We start from the raw sequence: 22,152 nt of genomic DNA on the forward strand, positions 1-22,152 counted from the left end.
CGTCCAGTCCGATCGTCTGCAAAATGAGAGCCGAGTCGTCGAGCAAGGAGAGCTGCAGATAGGTCCCCTCGCGATAGCCGTCGCTCGTCCGCTTCATATCGATGATCTTCAGCGTCTCGTATTCCCGAAGCTGGTCCGTGATCCGCTTCTTGCCGAGCACGTTCGTATCGATCGCCTCCGCGAACGCCCGATAGACGCGGTACATCTCCGTCGCCTTGAACGCCGACCGCTCGCTGAACTCGTCCATCGTCGCGAGCGCCCCGATCGCGATCTTCGCCTGCGTCGGACAGCCGCGAATGAGGTCCTGAATCCGCGTCACCTCGGCGTCGTCGTTCGCCACCCGAACGTGCTCCTCGCGAACGCGCTCCGCGTCGTCGTCTCGGGCGACCTCGCCCGCGAGTCGAAAGAGGTCGATCGCCCGTCGTGCGTCGCCGTGTTCCTGCGCCGAAAACGCGGAACAGAGCGGAATCACGTCGTCGGTCAACACGTCCTCGCGGTACGCGTCCCGCCGCCTGGTCAAAATATCCCCGAGCTGGTTCGCATCGTAAGCCGGAAAGACGATTTCGTCCGGCGAAAACGAACTCTCGACGCGAGTATCGAGGCGGTCGCCGTACTTGAGATCGTTGCTGATCCCGATGACCGTGATGCTCGCGTCGACGTCGTTCTCCTCGCCCGCCCGCGAGAGTTGCATGAGGAGTTTGCTGTCGTCGGCCTCTTCGGGTGGCACGTTCTGGACGTCGTCGGGTGGCGCGAGACGATCGATCTCGTCTAACACGACGATTATCGCGTCGTACAGCGCGTCGATGACCTGCCACAGCCGGTCGTAGTACGCGCCCGTCGCGATCCCGGAGTGCGGAATCGTCACCCCGGTTTCGTCGGGCTCGTTGAGCCGCTTTGCGAGATGGATCACGGTCTGTACCTCCGACCGGCGCTGCGCGCAATCGATGACGGCGCGGCCGATGCGCACGTCGTTTTCCTCGCCCCGGTCGACGACCTCGCGGCTGACGTACCGGGTGACCAGCGTCTTCCCGGACCCGGACTTGCCGAGCAGGAGCGTCCCCTTTCCCGTCCCCCCGGAAATCGTCGGCTTGAGTCGGCGAGCGACGGTCTCGATCTGGTTGTTTCGACCGACGATCTTGTTCTGGTCGGGCACGTGATCGATGCGAAGGAGATCCTCGTTCGCAAAAATACGATCCTCCTCGTCGAGGACCGATAGCGGATCGTCGCGAGATTCGGAGCGAGAGTGAGCCACGGCACCGTGCTCGGCGGCGAACTCGCCGAGCGTTTCACCCTCCTCCACGAACAGCGTCATACACCGTCTTTCAGATGATTTCCGTTTAGTTCTTTCTTCTCGCTTCCACTGTACGGAGATCGGGCTGTTCTCCCGATCTCGGCAGTGCTTTCCGTATTCCGGTTCTCGTCTCCGTTGTGGCTCCTCGTGGAGCGTGATACACCACGTTTCAAATGAACTTCGTTTCGACGGTCGACTCCAGAACGCGATCTCGCCAGTCGTGCACGACGGACCGACACCGTGTTTCAAATGAAATCTCGGACGACGGTTGTCGCGGCCCGTTCGACGACACACCCACACCGTATTTCAGATGAATTGCGCGGTCGAGACGGCCGGGACGGATTCGCTCGTACGGTCGAGATCCGTTCGTTCGGCTCTCGGGATGCTACTCTGCGCAGTGACAGTATATCCGCCCCCGCAGCGATAGCTTCGTCTTCGTGTTGAAGTCACGCGACCGGCTCCGTCTCCCGGTCCATCAAGCGGGACCGCTCTCCCGAGCGACCGTATTCTGAGCGTTCACCGCAACGGCGCACGACAGCGGCGGTTGATCCGTCCCGAACTGACTGACCGCGTTGGACGGATTCCGAGACCGATTCATCTGAAATCCGGTGTGCGGTCCCCACTACGCGGACGCCTGAACTCGCGTGTGATCGGCTTCGAAACGCGGTCGGAGGTCTCTTCTGAACTCATCCGTTATAATCCTCCCGTCGGTACTGATCGTCGCTCCAGAAAATAAGCTTTGGAAGCCATCTATCCGATTTCTCTCTCGTTCGTACTACTACTAGATTACCTCTATAGAAATAGTTATATTATACGGGAAAAGACGCTGCGAGCTCGCCGCGATAATACGGCTCTATAGCCTCTCTTCCCCTGTTTCTTGCCGGTATCGACGCTCACCGTCCCAATTGGGTGAACGTCTCGCCCCGACCGTTGGTCGCCGGATTCATTTGAAATCCGGTGTGGGGGAGCGAGAACCGGCCGCGGAAACGGATATTCGCGTTCAGGTCGCAGTTTTTGGTGGGGAAGAACGAAATCGGGTTTGCGCTACGAGTTCAGGACGAGCGGTTCGTACCAGTCGCGGTTCGCCCGGTACCAGTCGACGAACTGCGAGACGCCCTCTCTGATGTCGACCGTGGGCTCGTAACCGAGCAGGTCGGTCGCTTTCGAGACGTCCGCGTGGGTGTGGCGCGCGTCGGCTTCCTTGGCATCGTCGTATTCGAGATCGACGGGCGCGCCGGTCTCGTCGACGATGTGGGTTGCGAGGGACTCGATCGTGATGGTCCCGGTCGAACCGACGTTGATGACCTCGCCGTCGGCGGCACTCGTCTCGAGAAGAGAGCAGTTTGCGTCGACGATATCGTCGATATAGGTGAAATCGCGGGTCTGTTTCCCGTCGCCGTAGATCACCGGTGGCTCGCCGTTGAGGCAGCGGGAGGTGAAGTTCGTGATCGCCATATTCGGCCGCATCCGCGGGCCGTAGACGGTGAAGTAACGGAGACTCACGGTCGGGACGTCGTAGACCTCGTTCCAGACGCGACAGTAGTGCTCGGCCGTGAGTTTGGTCACGCCGTAGGGGCTCTGGGGCACGTTCTGGTGGTCCTCGTCGTACGGCAGGTACTCGACCTCGCCGTACACCGACGAGGACGAGGCGTTGACGACCCGTTCGACGCCGTACTCGTCGGCTGCGAGCAACAGGTTGAGCAATCCCGTCGTGTTGATCTCGTGGGGTTTCTTCGGATTCTCGACGCTGGTCCGCACGCCGGCCTGGGCGGCCTGATGGTAGATGAACTCGATGTCCCGACCCGAGACGACATCTCGGACGAGTTCGTCGTTCGTGATCGAGCCCTCGATGAACTCGTAGCGGTCGCCGCCCGCGTCGCGGCACCGTTCGACGTTCCGTTCTTTGAGTCCGAGGTCGTAGTACGGATCGAGTATGTCGAGAACGGTGACAGCGTGGCCCGTTTCTAGCAGTCGTTCGCTGATGTGAGAGCCGATAAAGCCTGCACCACCGGTGACGAGGACGTTCATGTCGGCTATCACTACGTGATATCGTTAGTGCGTTTCGAACCGATCAGCTAGCTGCGAACCGGTCGCTCGCGCGTGGCGATCGTCGAGTACGAGTTCGGTATCGAATACGCAGGACGCAAAGCGCACAGATCGCGCCCAGCCGACGAGCGCCCTAACTCCGACTATTCCGAATCGGCGACGGACGGCGTTTCACCCTGTATCCGCTCCTCTGCGGTTTCCCGGTCGTCGGGATAGCCGACGTCGATCCGCCAGCCGTCCATACGGATCGCGTCGATCGTCCGCCCGGACTGGATCAACAGATCGATGGCGTCCGGAAGTTCGTACTCGCCGCGGTCGCTGGGTTGGACGAGATGGCAGGCGTGGAAGATCGCCGGTGTAAACGTATAGAAGCCGGTCATCACGAGGTTCGACGGCGGCTCGTCGGGTTTTTCGACGACCTCGACGATTTCGCCGTACTCGTTCGTATCGAGCACGCCGTAGCGCGAGGCCTCCTCGTAGGGCACCTCTTCGACGAGAAACGCCGCATCGGCGCGGTCTTCCTGCTGGCGGTTGACGACGTCGCCGAGGTTCCCGCGGAAGACGTTGTCGCCGAGCATCAACATGAACTCGTTCTCGACGTGCGGTTCCGCCTGGAGGATGGCGTGTGAGAGCCCGAGCTGCTCGCGTTGGTGGGCGTACGTGATCGGCACGCCCTCGTACTCGTCGCCGTAACGTTCGATGATCTGCTCTTTCTGGTAGCCGACGACGACGATGAACTCGGTCGCGCCGATGTCGAGGAGGTTGTCGAAGACATCCTCGATGAGCGGCGTCCCGTCGACTTCGACGAGGACTTTTGGTTTGTCCTCCGTCAACGGCCGAAGGCGGGTTCCCTTGCCCGCGGCCAGCACGACTGCTTGCATATGGGTAGTGGTCCGAACCTAGTACTATATGTCTTCGGGATGCATCTTCGCCGCGAGCGCCGTTCAGTCGAGGGCGTTCGAGAACCGAGCAGCCCGTCGTGTTGTTCTTGTGCCATTTTCGACTTCCGGTGGGAACGGTGTAAGCCACGTATCTGGACCGGAGACGGCTACTCACGCAACTGAAATCGCTCTTTCCTGTACAGGTCGTTCGGTTCGTCCGACGGCACGTACCCAATTCCGTAGTGGTTGTCGTCCGGGTACACGTGCAGCGACCGCGTCCGAACCGGACTGTAGACCGCGTGGATGTCCGAACCGGTCCGCGGGTCGACGATGCCCGCGTCGCTCGGGTTACAAACGGTGCTCTCGACGACGTTCAGTTCGTACTCGTTATCGGCAGAAATCTCCGCTTCCATGTCGGCGACGAAGAGCTGTCCGTCGACGAGCACCTCGAAGCAAGGCCGGCCGTGGTGTTCGTGAGGCAAAAGTGCGTATTCCGGGGGCCATTCCATGAACCGAATGACCGGTCCGTCCGGTTCGTGGTGGATTAGCCGTCGGGTATACGTGTCCTCAGCGCGCTCGGTCTCGACGCCGTCGAAGAACCCGTCGGTTTCGATCGCGTCTTGAAGGATAGCCGGCCCCTCTTCGATGAACGTGCCGTCGCCCTGCGCGAGGAGCTCCGTGAACTGTTCGTATGCGGCGCGAACGCACTCGTTCGAAGCGGTTCTGGAGGGAGTCATCAGAATGTTATATATGCATTACCTTCGTGATGTATTTTTCCCTTATCTATGACGAGTGAGAACCCTCTCACGGTCGATTTGAAGAGACCAAGCTAGGTTTCGATGAGTGACCTTTTCCTGGGGTCGCCCCCGTACTCGATCCGAGGAATACAAGCAGTTAGTCGTCCCAGCGACCGCGGTCGCCCGCCAAAGGGTTGCGGGTTTCCCGCTGGTACGGCCCGACCGCACATCGCTTCGACCTGTCTTCGAGAAACAGCGCAGCATCGGAACTTGATCGGCTGAAAGATCTCTCCGGCCAGCGCTTCGAACGGTTCGCGACCGACTGCTGCCCAGATGGACGCTTTCTCGCCACCGACTTCGATTCTCATTTCGGAGGTGCCGATCGAATTTGACCGGAAAACAGCGGTTAGTGGCGGAGTGTTCCAACAGAACCTTTTGGGTTTCTCGTATCCCTCCACGTATGAACGGTTCCGACGGCCTAAACCCGGATCAAATATCCCCGCTCGCCTGGCGATTGCTTCGAGTAGCGGCCGGATACGAACAACGGGCGGTCGAACGGAAGGTCGACGGTCTCATGCAAGCCCACATCTCGATGCTCGAGAGCGGAAATCGTTCGCTCTCTCAATCGCGCCGACGGACGTTGTTCGAACTCTACAGCGCGGATCTTACCGACGAGCAGATTCGGGCTATTGTCACCTATTTTTAACATTTTGCCACAGAATGTGGCGGGATAACAAGAACTAAGAACAATAATGTTAATCATCGTGTGTATCAATGATACACAGCCATATGAGTCGATCTCAACGCCGGATCGCGCAGTTTTTCGTCGCTATTCTCGGAACAGTACTGATCGCCGCTGTGCCATCCCCGGCAGGATTGTCTGCGACGGGCCAGTACGCGATCGCGACCATGTTCTTTGCGGGCTTTCTCTGGGTCACCGGCGCGCTTCCGCTTGCCGTTACCGCACTGACGATCCCGGTTCTGCTAACCGGAACCGGCGTCTACGACGATATGGACGTCGCACTCTCGGGATTCGCCGACCACCTGATTTTCCTGTTCCTGGCGGGCTTTATGCTCGCGAACGCGATTCAGAAATACAACATCGATCGGCGAATCGCGCTCTACGCGATGGCCACGATGGGGAGCTCGCCGCGTCGACTCATCCTCGCCGTCATGCTCGTCACCGCCGGCCTGTCGATGTGGGTCTCGAATACCGCAACGACCGCGATGATGACCCCGATCGCAGTCGGCGTCCTCGCGCAGGTCCTCGATCGCGATGAACTCGCGTCGGCCCAGCAAGCGGCGGCACACAGCACCGACGCCAAGACGGCCTCGGACGGCGGTACAGCGGAGGCGGTCGACGAGTTCACAAATATTCAGATCGGGATGCTCCTGGGGACTGCGTACGCCGCGAGCGTTGGCGGCGTTGGAACCATCATTGGGACGCCGCCGAACGCAATCCTCGTCGGGCAACTCAACGCCGTCCTCGACTACGAGATCGGGTTCGTCGACTGGTTCCTCATCGGGCTTCCGGTCGTCGTCGTCACGTTACCGCTCGTGTGGTTCCTCCTTACGTACGTGCTCTATCCGCCCAGAGTTCCGGATGTCGCGGAGGCGCGAGTGGCCGCTCGGGCTGAACTCGAAGAAGAGGGAGCACTCGGTTCACGCGGGAAACGGGTTGCAGCGATATTCGCCGTAACGGCTGGCCTGTGGGTACTTGGCGGACTCGGCGAGTTCTTCGAGCCGTATCTCTCGTCCGTCTGGCTGACGACGCTGTTCGGCGGGGACGGGATGACGGTCTTCGGCGTCGAAGGCCACCAGGGGCTGTTGTACTACGTGCTGGTTGGCGTCGCCGCGGTTCCCGCGCTCGTGTTAGCGGACACGATGGAGTGGGACGAACTGGTCGATATCGACTGGGGAACGTTGCTGTTGTTCGGCGGCGGCATCTCGCTGGCGAACGGTCTCGCGGACACGGGCGCGACCGAGTGGATCGCGGAGACGTTCTTTGGTGGACTCGTCGGGGCACCCATCGTCCTCGTTATCGGGTCGGTCATCCTGCTCGTCATCTTCTTGACCGAGATGACGTCGAACGCCGCGACGACGAGTATCATCGTCCCCATTCTGATTAGCCTGGGGAGCGTCTTCTCGGCGACGCTCGGTCTCACGGACTTCTCGACGGCGCTATTTCTCGCGGTCGCCGGGACGATCGCTGCTAGCTTCGCGTTCGCGCTTCCGGTCGCGACGCCGCCGAACGCTATCGTGTTCGGGAGCGGGTATCTCAAACAGCGCCACATGTTGCGGACGGGGCTCATCTTGAACGGCATCATGACCGCGGTCCTGACGGCGATCATCTGGCTGTTGTTCACCTTCGTCTGGCCGCACATGCTGTGGTGATGGATGCGATGGAGCGAGTTCTCGTCTTGGCCCGGGTCGTGGGCCTGGTTCTGAGAGGGTTGCCGTCTCCCGACGAATCGCGTTCGTTACCGGCTTCCGTCGCGGGGGCCGTGATCGGAATCGAACGAAACGGGACCTGGAGTGGCAACAGGAACGGAACCGGAAACAGGACCAAAATCGATCGGTTTCCGTCAGCCAAACGGCTCTCGTCGGCATGTGCGGGACCACGAGACGCGCATAGACCGTCGATGTATCCGTCGCCACGGGACGAGCGATGACCATTCCAACCGAATCCGTGCCGGACTTCGCCGTCAACCTGCGTCCGCGTAGCTGGAAGGGGTACACCGCTCTTATTCTCGCGTGGCAGGTCGCCGCGAGCGTCTGTTTCTACGCCATCTACGCGGTTACGCCCTTTATTCGGGTCCAGTTCGGCATGTCGACGACCGCTGTCGGATTCGTGTTGACCGCATTGATGCTCGGATACACGGTCTGCGTCGTCCCTGTCGGGCGTCTTATCGACCGGTACGGAGAGGGCCGAGTGCTGGTCGTCGGCTTGATCGGTCTCGGAACGACGACCGTCCTCGTGGTTGTCGTCCCCTCTTATCCCGTTCTGCTCGCCGTCGTGGCCGTTCTCGGAGCGTTCTACGCGACGGCTATTCCCGGAACGAACAAGGCGGTCTTCAACGCGATTCCGGAGGAGCGACTCAACGTTTCGATGGGAGTCAAACAGATGGGAGTGACCGCCGGAAGCGGTCTCAGTTCGCTGTTGGTCCCCCTCAGCGCGAGTCACGTCGGATGGGAGATTGCATTTCTGGGAGCGGGTGTCGTCGCGGCGGCGGGCACCGTCGGCTTCCGTGCTTGCTACGATACCGCCGGCTCGAACACTGATGACTCGGGCACGTCCCTTCGGACGCACCTCGGCGACTCCGAGTACGTCGTGCTCGTCGCCGCGGGATTTTTCCTCGGCGCGGGACTGTTCACCACGGTCGGCTATACGATCCTCTACGTGAACGACGGGATCGGGGCGAGTCCGGTCTTCGCCGGCATCACCCTCGCCGCCGCGCAGGCGACCGGTAGCGTCGGCCGTATCGGCTTCGGGTGGATCGCCGATAACTCCTTCAACACGGTGACACCCGCAACACTGTCGCTCCTCGCACTGCAGGCGGGCCTCTCGGCGGTCCTCTTTGCGGCGATCCCGTTCGTCGAGACGCCGCTCGCTGCCCTGCTACTGTTCGCCCTTCTCGGCGCGTTTATCCTCGGATTCACCGGGATTTACTACTCGTGCATCGGATCGATCGTTCCGAGAGACGGGATCGGGAGCGCCACGGCGGGCGGCCAGCTCGCGCTCAATTCGGGCGCGCTCGTCGCCCCGCCGACGTTCGGATACCTCGTCGACGGCCGCGGTTACGATACCGCGTGGACGCTGCTCGCGTGCGCCGCGTTCATCGCACTCGTCCTCATCTTGTTCCTCCTCGCTCGACGGCGCGTCGACCGGCGGTAAGCGGCCGATTCGAGCCTTCACGGTACGCATTCGATTTCGGCAACTCCTCCGTTCCGCATCGAACTCCGTCGTTGCCCGTCGTTACCCGTCGTCGCCCGTCGTCGCGTTCTTCGGACGACCACCGCCCCCGACGTGCTTTTTCATCGCTCCACTGCCCCGATCCACCCCTCACCCTTCTCTCGGCCACTCGCTCGATTCCCGGTCCGAGCCGCGCTCGAGTCGTAATCGCGGCCGTCGCACTCTCCCCGTCCGATGCCGACGGACCGCGGCCATCAGCAGTTATTCAAGGATTCCCGCGCAACGAGTTCCATGAGCAATGCCACGGTGCCGGCCGTCGTTCTCGCGGCCGGCGAGGGTCGTCGGCTCGATCCGCTGACGAATCGGCGGCCGAAACCCATGGTCCCGGTGGCGAACCGGCCGATACTGGCCTACGTCGTGTCGGCTCTCGCAGATGCTGATATCGACCGAATCGTGCTGGTCGTCGGCTACCGCCAGGAACGGATCAAGAACTACTTCGGCGACGGCGATGAGTGGGGCGTCGACATCGAATACGTCACCCAGGAAACCCAACTCGGCACCGCCCACGCCGTACTCCAGGCCGATGCGGCGATCGACGGCCCGTTCCTCGTTCTCAACGGCGACCGGATCGTCGACCCCTCGCTCGTCGTACACGTTCGAGACGAACTCGAACGCGACGCCGACCGTCCGGTCCTCTCGGTAACGCAATCGGCGCACGCGAGCGACTACGGCGTCGTCTCGCTGGAGGGCGACCGGGTGGTCGAAATCACCGAAAAGCCCGCTGCGCCAACCCGATCTACCCTCATCAATGCCGGCGTCTACGGCTTTTCGAACGCGATTTTCGATGCCATTCGAGAGACGCCGACGGAGAAGGGTGAACTCGCGATCACGACGACCCTCGAAACGATCATTGCGAACCGGCCCGTGCGGGCGATCCGCGAACACGACATCTGGCTCGACGTATCCTACCTCTGGGACCTCCTCGATGTCAACGCCGCCGTCCTCGGTGGCACCGAGTTCAGCGCCGCGGACTCGGCGACGAAAGCGGACGGAAGCGACGGCGAGGTCGCGCCGGATACGGTCATCGGAGACGACGTGACGCTGGGGCCGAACGCGACGGTCGGGGGAAGCGCGGCGATCGGCGACAACGTGACGATCGAAGCGAACGCGGTCGTCTCGAACGCTGTCGTGTTCCCGGATGCGGTCATCGAGGCGGGATCGGTCGTTCGTGACGCGGTCATCGCGGGGAACGCACGCGTCGGCGCGAACTCGACCATCGCCGGCGGGGACAGCACGATCGTCGTCGACGGCGAGGCGCACGAAAACGTCGAATTCGGCGGCGTCGTCGGCGATAATGCGACCCTCGGGGGCGGTGTCACCGTGGATCCGGGAACGGTGCTCGGCGATGGCGCTACCGTCGACGCCGGAGCGCACGTTTCCGGGCGAATCGAGCCCGACGCCGTCGTCAGGAGGGGATAACATGTGTGGAATCGTCGGCTACGTCGGCGACGATGCAGCGGGGCCGATCGTCCACGGGGGGCTCGAGAATCTCGACTACCGCGGCTACGACTCCGCCGGCATGGCCCTCCTCGGGGACGACGGGCTGACCATCACCAAACGCGAGGGGGAGGTGAGCAACCTCGGCGTGCCGGCCGTCGCCGGTGCGACCTGCGGCATCGGCCACACCCGCTGGTCGACTCACGGGCCGCCGACCGATACGAACGCCCATCCACATACCGGAATGAGCGACGATATCGCCGTCGTTCACAACGGAATCATCGAGAACTACGAGGAGTTGCGGGCGACACTCGTCGCGGACGGCCACGAGTTCGCGAGCGAGACCGATACCGAAGTCGTCCCCCACCTGCTAGAACGGGAACTGGACGACGACCGGAACCTGCACGCCGCCCTCGAGTCCGTCGTCGCGAAACTGGAGGGAAGCTACGCGATTGCGGCCGTGTGCACCGGTTCGGACCGAATCGTCGCGACGCGCCACGAGAGTCCGCTGGTCGTCGGCCACGGCGACGACGCGGCGTTTCTCGCCAGCGACGTGACGGCGTTCGTCGAGCACACTCGGGACGTGACCTATCTCGAGGACGGCGACACCGTGGCGCTCGCGGACGGCGACGCGACCGTGTACCGGGACGGCGAGGTCGCCGACCGACCTATCGAGACCGTCGAGTGGGACGCCGCCGCCGCCGAAAAAGGCGGCTACGACCACTACATGCTAAAGGAGATTCACGAACAACCGACTGCCCTCCGACAGGCGCTCTCGGGGCGGATCGACCTCGAACGCGGCACGGCCGATCTCGATCTGACGTTCCCGGCCGGCTTCCTCGACTCGCTCGACGAAATCCAGTTCGTCGCCTGTGGCACGTCGTTCTACGCCGCCCACTACGCCGCCCAACTCGTCGAATCGTTCGCTGACGTTCGGGCGACGGCTGAACTCGCGAGCGAGTACACCGTCGACGGCGGCGACCCCTGGCGAACGCTCACAGTCGCCGTCACCCAGAGCGGCGAGACGGCCGACACCCTCAGTGCACTCCGCCGGGCGAACGGCACCGGCATCCGGACGCTGGCCGTCACGAATACGCTCGGGAGCACGGTCACGCGGGAAGCCGACGACAGCCTCTTCATCCGGGCCGGCCCGGAGATCGGCGTCGCCGCGACCAAAACGTTCGCCTCGCAGGTAACGACGCTGGCTCTGCTCTCGGTTTTCGTCGGCCAGGAGCGAAACGCGCTGTCTGCCGCCGATGCTCGAGACGTACTGACGGACCTTCGAGGGCTCCCGGGCGCAGTTCAGCAGGTCTTAGACGGCGCAGACGACGTTCGGGAAGCGGCCACAGCGTTCGTCGACGCCGCTGCGTACTTCTTCGTCGGCCGCTCGCACGGGTATCCCGTCGCGCTGGAAGGGGCCCTGAAACTGAAAGAAATCGCGTACGATCACGCCGAAGGATTCGCCGCGGGCGAATTGAAACACGGCCCGCTTGCACTCGTTACCGAAGATACGCCCATCCTCGCCGTCTTGACCGAGGGAACGCGCCCCGGGGAGACGCTGAACAACGTCGCCGAGGCCCAGACCCGCGGCGCGTCCGCGATCGGGATCGTCGACGGCTCCGTCGAGACGAACTCGCTCGATACGGCGTTTTCCGTTCCCTCCCTCGGACCGGTAACGCCGCTCGTCGCAAACGTCTACTTCCAGTTGTTCGCGTACGCTATCGCGAATCAACAGGGGCGGTCGATCGATAAACCCCGAAATCTCGCAAAGAGCGTGACCGTGGAATAGCAGCACTGCTGTTGTATTTTGGGACTGGACCTCCGAATTGATCTCGGCGCAATAGCCTGTCTCGATAGAACACGTGATATTAATAACGCGATAGCGAAAACTCGCCAACAGAGCGGAGGCTCCCGATACTACCCATGAGATTCGGACAGACATCGATGGTGAATTTCGTCTCCCGGTTCGTCATGTCCGTCTCTGGGTTCGTTGCGACGGTCGTCCTGACGCGCACGCTCGGCCAGGAGCGGTATGGGACGTACGTCGTTGCGCTCTCGATACTGGCATGGGTCGCCATGGCCGGAAAGCTCGGGCTTCCCAGGGCGATTCAAAAACGAGTCAGTGAAAACACGACGGGGAATTTCGTCCTCTCCGGTGCGATCGTCCAGTTCGGACTCTACGTGATCATCGTCGTCGCGCTCTTGCTCTGTCGGCCGTATCTGAACGAGTTCATCGGCATCGATGCGACGTGGTTTCTCGTCGCGATGCTCGGTTCGCAACTCGCGCTGTCGTTGGTCCAGAAGGTGCTGGACGGGCAACATCTCGTTCACATTTCCAGCCTTCTGTCCCCCGTTGAGTGGACCTGTCGAAGCCTCGTTCAGGTACTCCTCGTTCTCTCCGGTTTCAAGATCGCCGGCGCGTTTGTCGGGTACGTCGTCGGGGCGCTCGTTGCAGCCGCTCTCGGGACCTACTTTATGACGATTCCGCGAACGAGGCCGACGCGACGGGAGTTCGTTCGGCTCAAGTCCTACGCCCAGTTCTCCTGGCTCAGTTCGATCAAGAATCGAACGTTTATGTCGATGGATACGATCATCCTCGCCGTCTTCGTTTCGAACAGTCTGATCGCCGTCTACGAGGTCGCGTGGAACCTCGCGTCGCTGTTCGCTATCTTCGGGGTCTCTATCTCGCAGACGCTCTTTCCCGAGATAAGTAAGATTTCCTCCGAAGAGGGTTCTCACGGGGAGATCGCCGGCCTCTTGCGCGTCAGCCTCGCGTACTCGGGGCTGTTCATTATCCCCGGTCTCGTCGGGAGCGCCCTGGTCGGTGATGTTATTCTGACGATCTACGGCCCGGGATTTGAGACGGGGTACTACATCCTGCTCGTTCTCACGTTCGCTCGACTGCTATACGGCTACATGAGGCAGTTCCTGAACACGATCGATGCGATCGATCGCCCCGACCTCACGTTCGCCGTTAACGCCGTTTTCGTCGTCACGAACCTCGTCCTCAACGTCGTCCTCACCTGGCAGTTCAGCTGGTACGGTGCGGCAACGGCAACGACGCTCTCTTCCGGGCTGGGGCTGGTACTCGGTTACTACTACGCCACGCAGGTCGTCGACGTAACCGTCCCCGTTGCAGAAATCAGTAAACAGTGTTTCGCTGCCGTCGTGATGGCTGCAGTCGTTCTCCTGGGCCGGTTGCTGATCGGGAACTCGCTCCCGCTCGTCATCGGCCTCGTCGGCGTCGGCGCAGCGGTTTACTTCCTCGTCCTTCTCGGTCTCTCCGAGGAGTTCAGGACCACCGTTCAGGACAACCTCCCGTTTGCGCTCCCGTCCCTCGTCTCGGAATAGATCGGTTGGTTCATCACTCGCGTCCACCGTACAGTCCCTCAATGCGAACGAACCTCCGAGCGTGGGCGCGAGAGATGGCGTCCCATTTCCGCGAGCACCCGACCCGCGCCCCGCTTTATGTCCTCTATTCGTGGTACCTTCTGCTCTGGTTCGGTATTACGTCCCGGCGACAGGTTGGAACGAACGTCTACGATCGCGACTGGGACGTCCTCGTCGTCCTCGACGCCTGCCGGACCGATACGCTCCGCGAAGTCGCGGACGAGTACGAGTTCATCACTGCTGTCGACGAACAGTGGTCGGTCGGGAGCCACTCCGCCGAGTGGCTGGCGCAGACGTTCTCGACCGACTACCGGTCGGAGATCGAACGCACGCGGTATATTACGTCGAATCCGCACGCTCGCCGGATACTCGAGCAACGCATGGAACCGCCGGTAAACAACGCCACCCCGGTCGATTTCACCCGGTGGGATATCGCCGATCCCGACTCGTTCGAAGCGCTCGAGATGGTCTGGGAGGACCATCTCGACGACACGTACCGGGTGACCCTTCCAGAGACGATGACCGATCGTGCGATCCAGGCCAGCCGAACGCACGATCCGGACCGCCTCATCGTTCACTACATGCAGCCACACCTTCCGTACATCGGCCGCGCGCTTGCAGAGGGGCGAGAGCCGACCGAACTCGAACGGCAGGGGTACGAAAAACTACAGTCCGGTGAGGCGGACCGCCAAGCGGTCTACGCTGCGTACAAGGAGACGCTGCGGCTCGTCTTAGACGAAGTCGAGGAGTTGATCGCCAACATCGACGCCGATCGGGTCGCGATCACTGCGGATCACGGCGAAGAGTTCGGCGAAGTGAGCGCGTACGGACATCCGGAGGGGTTTCCGCATCCGATCGTGCGGAAGGTCCCGTGGGTGGAAACCGCTGCGCAGGACTCTGGAACGCGAGAGCCGCAGGTGGAGTCGGATACCGAACGCGGCGAGCGCGCGGATATCGAGGAGCACCTGAAGGACCTGGGCTACCGGTAGTCGGTGAATACTGTCCACACTGGTCCGTTCCCCATCGCACTCTCCCGAATCGGCATCGTTTTGGTCGTCTGTAAGAACCCCTCAACGAGAGATGGACAGATCGTTTTCAACGTGGCTGCGCGATCATCGAACACAGATCCTGTCCGACCCACTGCGCGGAAGTATGCACGCGGCTTTCACGTTCTATCTCGGGCTCTGGTATACGATTACGTCGCGGTGGCCGCTCGGAACGCACGTGTACGATGAAGACTGGGATATGCTGGTCATTCTTGACGCCTGTCGTGTCGACGTACTCGAGGCCGTCGCCGAGGACTACGAGTTCATCGACACCGTCGATTCCCGCTGGTCTATTGGCAGTCATTCGCACGAGTGGCTTACGAAGACGTTCACCGCGGACCACGCGGCTGAAATCGCCGAGACTGCGTACATCAGCGGGAACGGGCACACGCACGAAACCTTTGTCACTGCTGACTATCCACCGGACGAAACCGTTCCGTTTTGCTGGCCGGACTGGAACACCGTCGATCGCGAGGACTTCGGTCACCTGGATTTGCTCTGGGAGTCCGCCCACCGGGATGAACTCGGCGTTCCACCGCGTGCCGTTACTGATCGAACTGTTGAACTCGCTCGGCAGGACGACTACGATCGCGTGATCGCCCACTATATGCAGCCGCACATTCCGTATATCGCCGATGCGCTCGAGGAGGACCGGACGCCGACGGATGTCGAGGCGAACGGGTGGAAGTCTCTCGAGTCGGGCGAGGCCGAACACGACGAAGTCTGGACGCAGTACGAGAAGAACCTCCGTCTCGTCCTCGACGAGGTCGAGGTACTGCTCGAGAACGTCGATGCGGAGTCAGTTGTCATCACGGCCGATCACGGAAACGCGTTCGGCGAGTACTCTGTGTACGGGCACCCGGAGGGATTCTTGCTTCCCTGTGTCAAGCGAGTTCCGTGGGTGTCGACGGCGGCTACCGACGAAGGGACGTTCGTTCCGGACGGGTCGTACCTGAGCGAGGAATCGACCGATATCGAGGATCACCTTCAGGATCTGGGATACCTGTGACTCGTCCGTATCGACGCTTTCGCCGTGGATCCACGGTTGACAGCAACGTCCGTGCGTGATGCGATGGTTCAGAATTACTATTGTCCTCTGGTAGTAACCTAGGGCTATCTCAGCCATGCCTGCGCCACGCGTCTCTGCTATCGTTCCCGTCTATAATGATCCCGGAGGAATCAAGACGACACTCGACTCGCTTACCGAGCAGACGTACGGAAACTACGAGATCATTCCCGTCGATAATAATTCGACGGACGGAACGGCCGACGTGATACGTCGGTGGGAATCGCAGTATCCAGACCGCGTGGTGTCCGCCGAGGAAACTGTCGTTCAGAGTTCCTATGCTGCACGGAATACGGGTGTCGAACGCGCGTCAGGTGATATCCTTCTTTTTATCGATGCGGATATGTGGGTCGCGGAAACCTGGATTAGCGAGATGGTTACTGCACTGGAGTCTCGCGGCTGCGACTATCTCGGGTGCGACGTCGAGATCATCTCCGCGTCGGATTCGCCGTCCCTCTGGGAACGATACGAACGGGCGCTCTCGTTTCCCGTCGAGGCGTACCTTGAGCGAAAGCGCTTTGCTCCAACTTGTGCACTCGCCGTTCGTCGCGCGGTTTTTGACGAAATCGGCCCCTTCGACGACCAACTCGTCTCTGGTGGGGACAAAGAGTTCGGCCAGCGGGTCCACCGGGCTGGTTTCGAACAGGGATACGCCGGTTCGATAACGGTCTTTCACCCGGCCCGCGACTCGTTCGGCGCGCTTCGATCGAAGGCGCGCCGGATCGGTCGCGGACGAGCGCAGCGACGACACTATCACCCGGCGGACAGTAACGACGTTCATCCGTTACATCCAGTCCGGTTCCTGCCGCCGAGCCCGCTGCGTCTCTACCGACGGTATTCGGGGACATCCGCGTCCGTCCCCGAACTTCTTAGTTACTACGTACTCGAGTACGGACTCAAGCTGATTCAGACGACGAGTTCACTCCGTGAAACCGTCGCGCTCGCTCGGGGGGATTCCTGATGGTTTCGATAATCGTCCCCGTCTACAACGATCCCGCGGGCGTTCGGACGACGATCGAATCGCTTCGCCCGCAGCTCGCGGCGACCGACGCGACGGCGGTCGTCGTCGACAACGGCTCGACGGATCGGACGCCGACGACGATCGACGACTATGCTGACGGGGAGTCGATCCGCCACGGTACCGAAGCGGAGATTCAGTCCTCCTATGCGGCCCGGAACGCCGGCGTTCGCGCTACCGACAGTGACATCCTCGCCTTCGTCGACGCCGATATGACGGTCCCCGAAGATTGGCTCGAGTCGGCACTCGAGGAGTTCAGATCAACCAGTGCGGACTACATGGGCTGTTCCGTCGACCTCACGCTGCCCGAGAATCCGACGCTCGCGGCTCGTTACGATCACCACACCGGCTTTCCCATCGGGCAGTATCTCGAACACCAGCAGTTCGTTCCGACGTGTTGCCTGTTCGTTCGGCGCGAGGTCTTCGAGGACGTGGGATTGTTCGATCATCGACTCGTGTCCGGCGGCGACAAGGAGTTCGGCAATCGCGTTCACGAGGCCGGTTACGAGATGCACGCCGCCGCGGACGTGACGATGTTTCATCCCACCCGAAACTCGCTTCGCGCGCTGATCTCGAAGGATCGTCGCGTCGGCCGCGGGCTGTGTCAATTACAGCGCTATTATCCGGAGCGGTACGGAACGCCCGGCGTACCGCCGCGCCCGTCGGGGATCAAATCGCCGGACTCGACTCTCCCACTGCGTGATCGGCTCGCGTTTAGTGCGCTTTCACAAACCCTCACCGGCGTCCGCGGACTCGGGTACTACCACGAATACCTGGCGTCACTCCGCGGCGGTGACGCGCGAGATGAAGGCGGTGCCGGCGACAGCGCCGGGCCGCCTGAACTCGAACCACGCCCGTAAGCGTACAAAAGAAGCCTCCGGTCGGCCGGATCTATGTGCCGTCTGCGCCCACGAGTTCATCCGCCGAGTGCAGAAGGCCGTAGAGGTAGCCGAAGCCGACCGCCGCCGTGAACACGAAAATCGTCGCGAGTTGCTTGCCTTTCGGGGCCGTCGGCTCGCGCCCCAGTTCTCGGAGTCGCGAGGGAACGAACTCGAGCATGAGTTGTTTCAGATAGTCGTTTTTGTCCCCCGCGGCTTCGGGTAACAGCAGGTCCATGATGCGCTTGGAGTAGCCTTGCCAGAACGACCGGAACACCAGCCAGCGAAAGTCCCCGCGGTAGTCGAACAGTTTGTGGTTGACGACGGCGTCGGTGTTGTAGATGACGCCCTTGCCGTACGCATTGGCCATGCGGATGCAGACCGGGGCTTCGTGTGCCTGGATGTGCCGGTCACCCTTCCGGCCGGTATTTTCGTCGTACCCGCCGACGTTCAGGAAGACGTCTCGCCGGTAGGAGATGTTCGAGCCGTAGGTGTTTCGCAACTCTTCCATGTGCTCGCCCATGCCGCGCTCGTCACAGCCGACGAGCCAGTAGAACTCTTCGGGGAAGAACTCGGGTTTCTCGGTCACCCAGTCGGGCTTCGCGTGGCCGCCGACGGCGATGGCGTCGGTCTCCTCGTAGACGCGGGCGAGTTCTTCGATCCAGTCGGGTTCGGCGACGGCGTCGTCGTCGATGAACGCGACGACCTCGCCGGTCGCGAGTTCGGCACCGCGGGTGCGACTGTAGGAGATACCCTGGTTTTCGCCGTTGCAGTGGAGGACGATGTCGTCGTGGGCTCCGTATTCGTCGGTGACGCGGTCGAAGACGGTGTCGTTTCCGTCGACGACGATGACGATTTCGAGAGGATCGTACGTTTGTTCGAGAACGCTGTCGACGCATTCGGAGAAGACGTCGTAGCGTTCCATCGCGTACGTGCAGATGACGACGGAGACCTTCATCGTCCACAGAATTGCCCTGAATAGCGAATAAGCCTTTTCCTTCTCTTGGTCTGGAGAGTCCGGACGGGGCCGTCGTGGTCGAATCGTGGACGCTGTGTTGCAGTTTTTCCTGCGGGTTCAGCCGGTCTGCTGTACCGATTTCCCGGGAAACAGGAGGACGGGTTCACGGTTGCGCCGAAACTGACGGACAGCAGTCGTATCAACGCGAGCTGGCGGGTGATCGGACCGGTCGATCGGAGACAAGTATATAACAAGACTTATTCTTTGCTTGGGTCTGGTGGAACCTAATGAGTACCAACACTGAACACGTCGAGGACGAGACGGATGAGTCCGTCCTCGAGACGTGGTCCGAATGGTATCACGTGCCCGTTCTCGGGGCTGTGATACTGTTCATGATCTGGGTACGCACCCAGGCCTACGGTGAATTCATCACCGAGGACGGGACGCCCGCCCTCGCCGGAGTTGACTCGTGGTACCACTGGCGAACGATCCAGTGGACGTCGGAGAACTTCCCGAATACGATGCCGTTCGATGTCTGGACCGGGTTTCCGACCGGCCGCTACGTCGGGCAGTTCGGGACGCTGTTCGATCAACTGATCGTCACCGTGGCGATGATCGTTGGCCTCGGTGACCCGTCGCCGGAGACCCTGTACACGGTCTCTCTGCTCGCGGTTCCAGTGATGGCCGGGCTCATCGCGATTCCGGTGTTCTACATCGGCCGCCGCCTCGGCGGCACACTCGGCGGCATCACGTCGATTGTCCTCCTCGCACTCATCCCGGGTCAGTTCCTCTCGCGATCGACGGTCGGACAACTCGATCACCACATCGGGGAAGTCCTGTTCATGGCGATTGCAATCCTGGCGCTGATGGCAGCGTTGCGCTCGGCCGAACGCGAACAGCCGATCTACGAATTGCTCGTTGATGGCGACTGGGAGACGCTGCGTCAGCCGACGATCTACAGTATTCTCGCGGGGATTGCTCTCTCGCTGTATATCTGGGTCTGGCCGTCCGGCGTCGTCCTCGTCGGCATTCTCGCGATCTTCTTCACGATCCAGCTCTGTCTGGACTACGTTCGGAACGTCTCGCCGGATCACGTCGCGTTCGTCGGTGCCGTTAGCCTCGGTCTCACCGCAATCATCACGACACTGTTGATAGAGCAGTTCAGTACGAGCGCGACGAGCTTTGGGCTCTTGCAACCTCTGAGTGCAGCACTCGTCGCTGGGGGCTGTCTCTTCATGGCCTGGTTCGCTCGACAGTGGAACAACACCGACATCGACCGCCGTTACTACCCGGCCGCGATTGGGGCCCTCATCGCCCTTACCTTCGCCGTGATGTGGCTGGCGCTGCCGGATCTGTTCGACAATATCGTCTCCAACGCGGCCCGTCGTGCGATTCCGTTCGGTGGAACGGCGACCGACCTGACGATTCAAGAGGCTCAGCCGCCGGATAACTTCACCCAGTTCGTCGGAGACGAGTTCGGTGCGGCGTTCTACACGATGCTCGTCGGTCTGGCCTTGCTGATTGCACGGCCGTTCCTCGGCCGCAAGTTCCGCGCGGAGTACATGCTGATCATCGTCTGGTCGCTGTTCCTGATTAGTATGGCAGCGACCCAGATTCGCTTCTCGTACTACCTCACGCTCGCTGTCGTCGTTGTGAACGCTGCCTTCGTGGCCGATATCGCCCGTCTATTCGATTTCGATGTTCGGAACAGCATCGACTCGCTGCGTCAGGCCGAAACCTACCAGGTCATCGTCCTCGTTATGATCGTCCTGTTGCTGTTTGCGCCGTTGCTTCCGCCGATGGCACAAGGATCGACCGCGTGGCAGCAGGCCGACGGAGTACAGCCACACAGCGATGCCCAGACCTGGGAGAGTTCGAACCAGTGGCTCGCCGAAAACACGCCGGCCCCCGGCAACTGGGCTGGCGCGGACAACGCCAGTGAACTCGATTACTACGGCACCTACTCGCCCGGAGACGGTGACTACGATTATCCCGTCGGATCGTATGGCGTCCTGTCCTGGTGGGACTACGGCCACCTGATCACCACACAGGCCGAACGGATTCCCCACTCGAACCCGTTCCAGCAAAACGCCGAGTCCTCGGCCGCGTTCCTGACCGCAGAATCCGAAACGCGCGGTGAGCTGGTCCTGGACGCGATCGCCGCCGGTGCATCCGTCAGTAACCAGTCCAACGAGGAACTCGAACAGATCGTCGCCGACGCAGACGAGACCAACGAGGAAATCCGGTACATCATGATCGACGACGGGATGGCCGCCGGAAAGTTCTCCGCGATTTCCGCCTGGTCCGGGCCCGACTACTCCCACTACATCACGCCGGACGACCTCGGTGCGAACGAACAAATCGATCGAGATGAGGTTTCGGAACGGTTCGGAGATCTGCCCTACGACGATACGATGACCTCGTCGCTGTACTTCAACAATGCCGTCGGGATGGACCACTACCGTCTCGTTCACGAAGACGCGGACAACCAATCGGCGTTCATCAGTTACGCAATCATCAACACGAACACCGATCAGGTGCTTATGAGCGATGACGGAACACCACAGGTCCGGATCAACCAGCAGTTGAACAGTCGGCAGACGCAGGTCGAACTCAGCATTATCCAACAGAATCCGAACCTGGAGTACGAACTCATCGGGCAGCGCCAGACGGCATCCGTCAAAACCTACGAGCGCGTCGAGGGCGCAACGCTCACCGGCACCGTCGGCGCAGACGCCGTCGAAGCGGGCGACGTCGTGACCGCGACGCTCGAACTCGAGACCAACACCGGCACCACGTTCAACTACACCCAGCGCGGGACCGTCGACGAGAGCGGTTCGTTCGAACTGACCGTCCCGTACGCGACGAGCGATGAACTCGGCGTCGACGACGGCTACACGAACAGCGACGTCGAGGCGCTTGACGAGAACTACACGCTCTCGCTCGTGACGGCCGACGGAAACGAGACGAGCGCGTACGAGGCGACCACGGCCGTTCCGGAGACGGCGGTCGTCGAGGGCGACACCATCACGACCGAGTTCGAAGAAGTCGAGTTCGACGACGGCGCTGACGGAAACGAGACGGACGCGGGTAACGAAAGCGATACCGGGACCGGAAACGAGACCGGTGAGGCAGGCGACTCCACCGATGACGCAAGTACCGGCGACGATTCATCGGGCAACGACACCGAGACGACTGCCGCGGTGAGCGCTAAAACGGCGCCGTAGTGTCGTACAGACCCGCCGATTTTCGGTCGGCGTAGCGGCTGCCTGCTGAACTCGTTTTACTGGCGTCGGTGGTGTTTTAGTGTATTCGAGGGATCATTTCTTCTCCGCCTAATCGGACGAATGAGGGGCCATTCCGTAATTCATCTAATAGGTAAGCACGAATGAAGGAGAAAAGAGATGCGAGATATGGTTGAATGACTGTCA

General features: G+C 61.4%; 16 protein-coding genes. 11 read left to right on the forward strand and 5 right to left on the reverse strand.

Going from position 1 to position 22,152, the window contains the following annotated elements; genetic code table 11:
- The 4 genes from C481_RS05890 to C481_RS05905 all read right to left on the reverse strand — a co-directional run.
- The coding region (locus C481_RS05890; RefSeq protein WP_006108213.1) for a Cdc6/Cdc18 family protein at nt 1–1,312 on the reverse strand (1,312 nt) is incomplete at its 3' end.
- A gap of 1,023 nt (nt 1,313–2,335) precedes the next feature.
- Nucleotides 2,336–3,319, reverse strand: coding sequence for a GDP-mannose 4,6-dehydratase (locus C481_RS05895; RefSeq protein ID WP_006108214.1), 984 nt, complete (start codon nt 3,317–3,319; stop codon nt 2,336–2,338).
- A gap of 161 nt (nt 3,320–3,480) precedes the next feature.
- Nucleotides 3,481–4,218 carry a UTP--glucose-1-phosphate uridylyltransferase AglF gene (gene aglF, locus C481_RS05900; RefSeq protein ID WP_006108215.1) on the reverse strand — a complete coding sequence of 246 codons (738 nt, stop codon included), beginning with the start codon at nt 4,216–4,218 and terminating at the stop codon, nt 3,481–3,483.
- A gap of 167 nt (nt 4,219–4,385) precedes the next feature.
- Nucleotides 4,386–4,955 carry a cupin domain-containing protein gene (locus C481_RS05905; protein WP_006108216.1) on the reverse strand — a complete coding sequence of 190 codons (570 nt, stop codon included), beginning with the start codon at nt 4,953–4,955 and terminating at the stop codon, nt 4,386–4,388.
- 460 nt (nt 4,956–5,415) lie between these two features.
- Between C481_RS05905 and C481_RS05910 the strand changes: the two genes are divergently transcribed.
- The 10 genes from C481_RS05910 to C481_RS05955 all read left to right on the forward strand — a co-directional run bounded on the left by C481_RS05910 (nt 5,416) and on the right by C481_RS05955 (nt 17,745).
- Nucleotides 5,416–5,661 carry a hypothetical protein gene (locus tag C481_RS05910; protein WP_006108217.1) on the forward strand — a complete coding sequence of 82 codons (246 nt, stop codon included), beginning with the start codon at nt 5,416–5,418 and terminating at the stop codon, nt 5,659–5,661.
- An 83-nt stretch (nt 5,662–5,744) separates the two neighbouring features.
- Nucleotides 5,745–7,349, forward strand: a complete 1,605-nt coding sequence (locus C481_RS05915; RefSeq protein ID WP_006108218.1) for an SLC13 family permease — start codon at nt 5,745–5,747, stop codon at nt 7,347–7,349.
- 274 nt (nt 7,350–7,623) lie between these two features.
- Complete coding sequence (locus C481_RS05920) at nt 7,624–8,850, forward strand: MFS transporter (RefSeq protein ID WP_006108219.1); 1,227 nt, start codon at nt 7,624–7,626, stop codon at nt 8,848–8,850.
- A gap of 309 nt (nt 8,851–9,159) precedes the next feature.
- Entirely contained in the window at nt 9,160–10,347 is a 1,188-nt protein-coding gene (locus tag C481_RS05925) for a sugar phosphate nucleotidyltransferase (RefSeq protein WP_006108220.1), read from the forward strand.
- A 1-nt stretch (nt 10,348) separates the two neighbouring features.
- On the forward strand, nt 10,349–12,154 hold the full coding sequence (gene glmS / locus C481_RS05930) for a glutamine--fructose-6-phosphate transaminase (isomerizing) (RefSeq protein WP_006108221.1): 1,806 nt from the start codon (nt 10,349–10,351) through the stop codon (nt 12,152–12,154).
- 155 nt (nt 12,155–12,309) lie between these two features.
- Nucleotides 12,310–13,716, forward strand: coding sequence for an oligosaccharide flippase family protein (locus C481_RS05935; RefSeq protein ID WP_006108222.1), 1,407 nt, complete (start codon nt 12,310–12,312; stop codon nt 13,714–13,716).
- Nucleotides 13,717–13,757: 41 nt separating this feature from the next.
- Nucleotides 13,758–14,744 carry an alkaline phosphatase family protein gene (locus tag C481_RS05940; protein WP_006108223.1) on the forward strand — a complete coding sequence of 329 codons (987 nt, stop codon included), beginning with the start codon at nt 13,758–13,760 and terminating at the stop codon, nt 14,742–14,744.
- Between the two features lie 91 nt (nt 14,745–14,835).
- Complete coding sequence (locus C481_RS05945) at nt 14,836–15,810, forward strand: hypothetical protein (RefSeq protein ID WP_006108224.1); 975 nt, start codon at nt 14,836–14,838, stop codon at nt 15,808–15,810.
- Nucleotides 15,811–15,925: 115 nt separating this feature from the next.
- On the forward strand, nt 15,926–16,828 hold the full coding sequence (locus C481_RS05950; RefSeq protein ID WP_006108225.1) for a glycosyltransferase: 903 nt from the start codon (nt 15,926–15,928) through the stop codon (nt 16,826–16,828).
- Nucleotides 16,828–17,745, forward strand: coding sequence for a glycosyltransferase (locus tag C481_RS05955; protein ID WP_006108226.1), 918 nt, complete (start codon nt 16,828–16,830; stop codon nt 17,743–17,745). Before C481_RS05950 ends, C481_RS05955 begins: the two co-directional genes overlap by 1 nt.
- A gap of 31 nt (nt 17,746–17,776) precedes the next feature.
- On the opposite strand, the gene aglG is transcribed toward C481_RS05955, so the two are convergent.
- On the reverse strand, nt 17,777–18,721 hold the full coding sequence (gene aglG / locus C481_RS05960; RefSeq protein ID WP_006108227.1) for a glucosyl-dolichyl phosphate glucuronosyltransferase: 945 nt from the start codon (nt 18,719–18,721) through the stop codon (nt 17,777–17,779).
- A 287-nt stretch (nt 18,722–19,008) separates the two neighbouring features.
- Between aglG and C481_RS05965 the strand changes: the two genes are divergently transcribed.
- Nucleotides 19,009–21,948, forward strand: a complete 2,940-nt coding sequence (locus C481_RS05965; RefSeq protein WP_006108228.1) for an oligosaccharyl transferase, archaeosortase A system-associated — start codon at nt 19,009–19,011, stop codon at nt 21,946–21,948.
- Nucleotides 21,949–22,152: the final 204 nt, after the last annotated feature.

It is taken from the genome of Natrialba asiatica DSM 12278, assembly GCF_000337555.1.
GTDB lineage: Archaea > Halobacteriota > Halobacteria > Halobacteriales > Natrialbaceae > Natrialba > Natrialba asiatica.

Coding starts and splice junctions, on each gene's coding strand:
- C481_RS05910 (WP_006108217.1), top strand. CDS start 5,416: ATGAACGGTTCCGACGGCCTAAACCCGGATCAAATATCCCCGCTCGCC.
- aglG (WP_006108227.1), bottom strand. CDS start 18,721: ATGAAGGTCTCCGTCGTCATCTGCACGTACGCGATGGAACGCTACGAC.
- aglF (WP_006108215.1), bottom strand. CDS start 4,218: ATGCAAGCAGTCGTGCTGGCCGCGGGCAAGGGAACCCGCCTTCGGCCG.
- C481_RS05965 (WP_006108228.1), top strand. CDS start 19,009: ATGAGTACCAACACTGAACACGTCGAGGACGAGACGGATGAGTCCGTC.
- C481_RS05945 (WP_006108224.1), top strand. CDS start 14,836: ATGGACAGATCGTTTTCAACGTGGCTGCGCGATCATCGAACACAGATC.
- C481_RS05950 (WP_006108225.1), top strand. CDS start 15,926: ATGCCTGCGCCACGCGTCTCTGCTATCGTTCCCGTCTATAATGATCCC.
- C481_RS05905 (WP_006108216.1), bottom strand. CDS start 4,955: ATGACTCCCTCCAGAACCGCTTCGAACGAGTGCGTTCGCGCCGCATAC.
- C481_RS05895 (WP_006108214.1), bottom strand. CDS start 3,319: ATGAACGTCCTCGTCACCGGTGGTGCAGGCTTTATCGGCTCTCACATC.
- C481_RS05955 (WP_006108226.1), top strand. CDS start 16,828: ATGGTTTCGATAATCGTCCCCGTCTACAACGATCCCGCGGGCGTTCGG.
- C481_RS05925 (WP_006108220.1), top strand. CDS start 9,160: ATGAGCAATGCCACGGTGCCGGCCGTCGTTCTCGCGGCCGGCGAGGGT.
- C481_RS05920 (WP_006108219.1), top strand. CDS start 7,624: ATGACCATTCCAACCGAATCCGTGCCGGACTTCGCCGTCAACCTGCGT.
- C481_RS05940 (WP_006108223.1), top strand. CDS start 13,758: ATGCGAACGAACCTCCGAGCGTGGGCGCGAGAGATGGCGTCCCATTTC.
- C481_RS05915 (WP_006108218.1), top strand. CDS start 5,745: ATGAGTCGATCTCAACGCCGGATCGCGCAGTTTTTCGTCGCTATTCTC.
- glmS (WP_006108221.1), top strand. CDS start 10,349: ATGTGTGGAATCGTCGGCTACGTCGGCGACGATGCAGCGGGGCCGATC.
- C481_RS05935 (WP_006108222.1), top strand. CDS start 12,310: ATGGTGAATTTCGTCTCCCGGTTCGTCATGTCCGTCTCTGGGTTCGTT.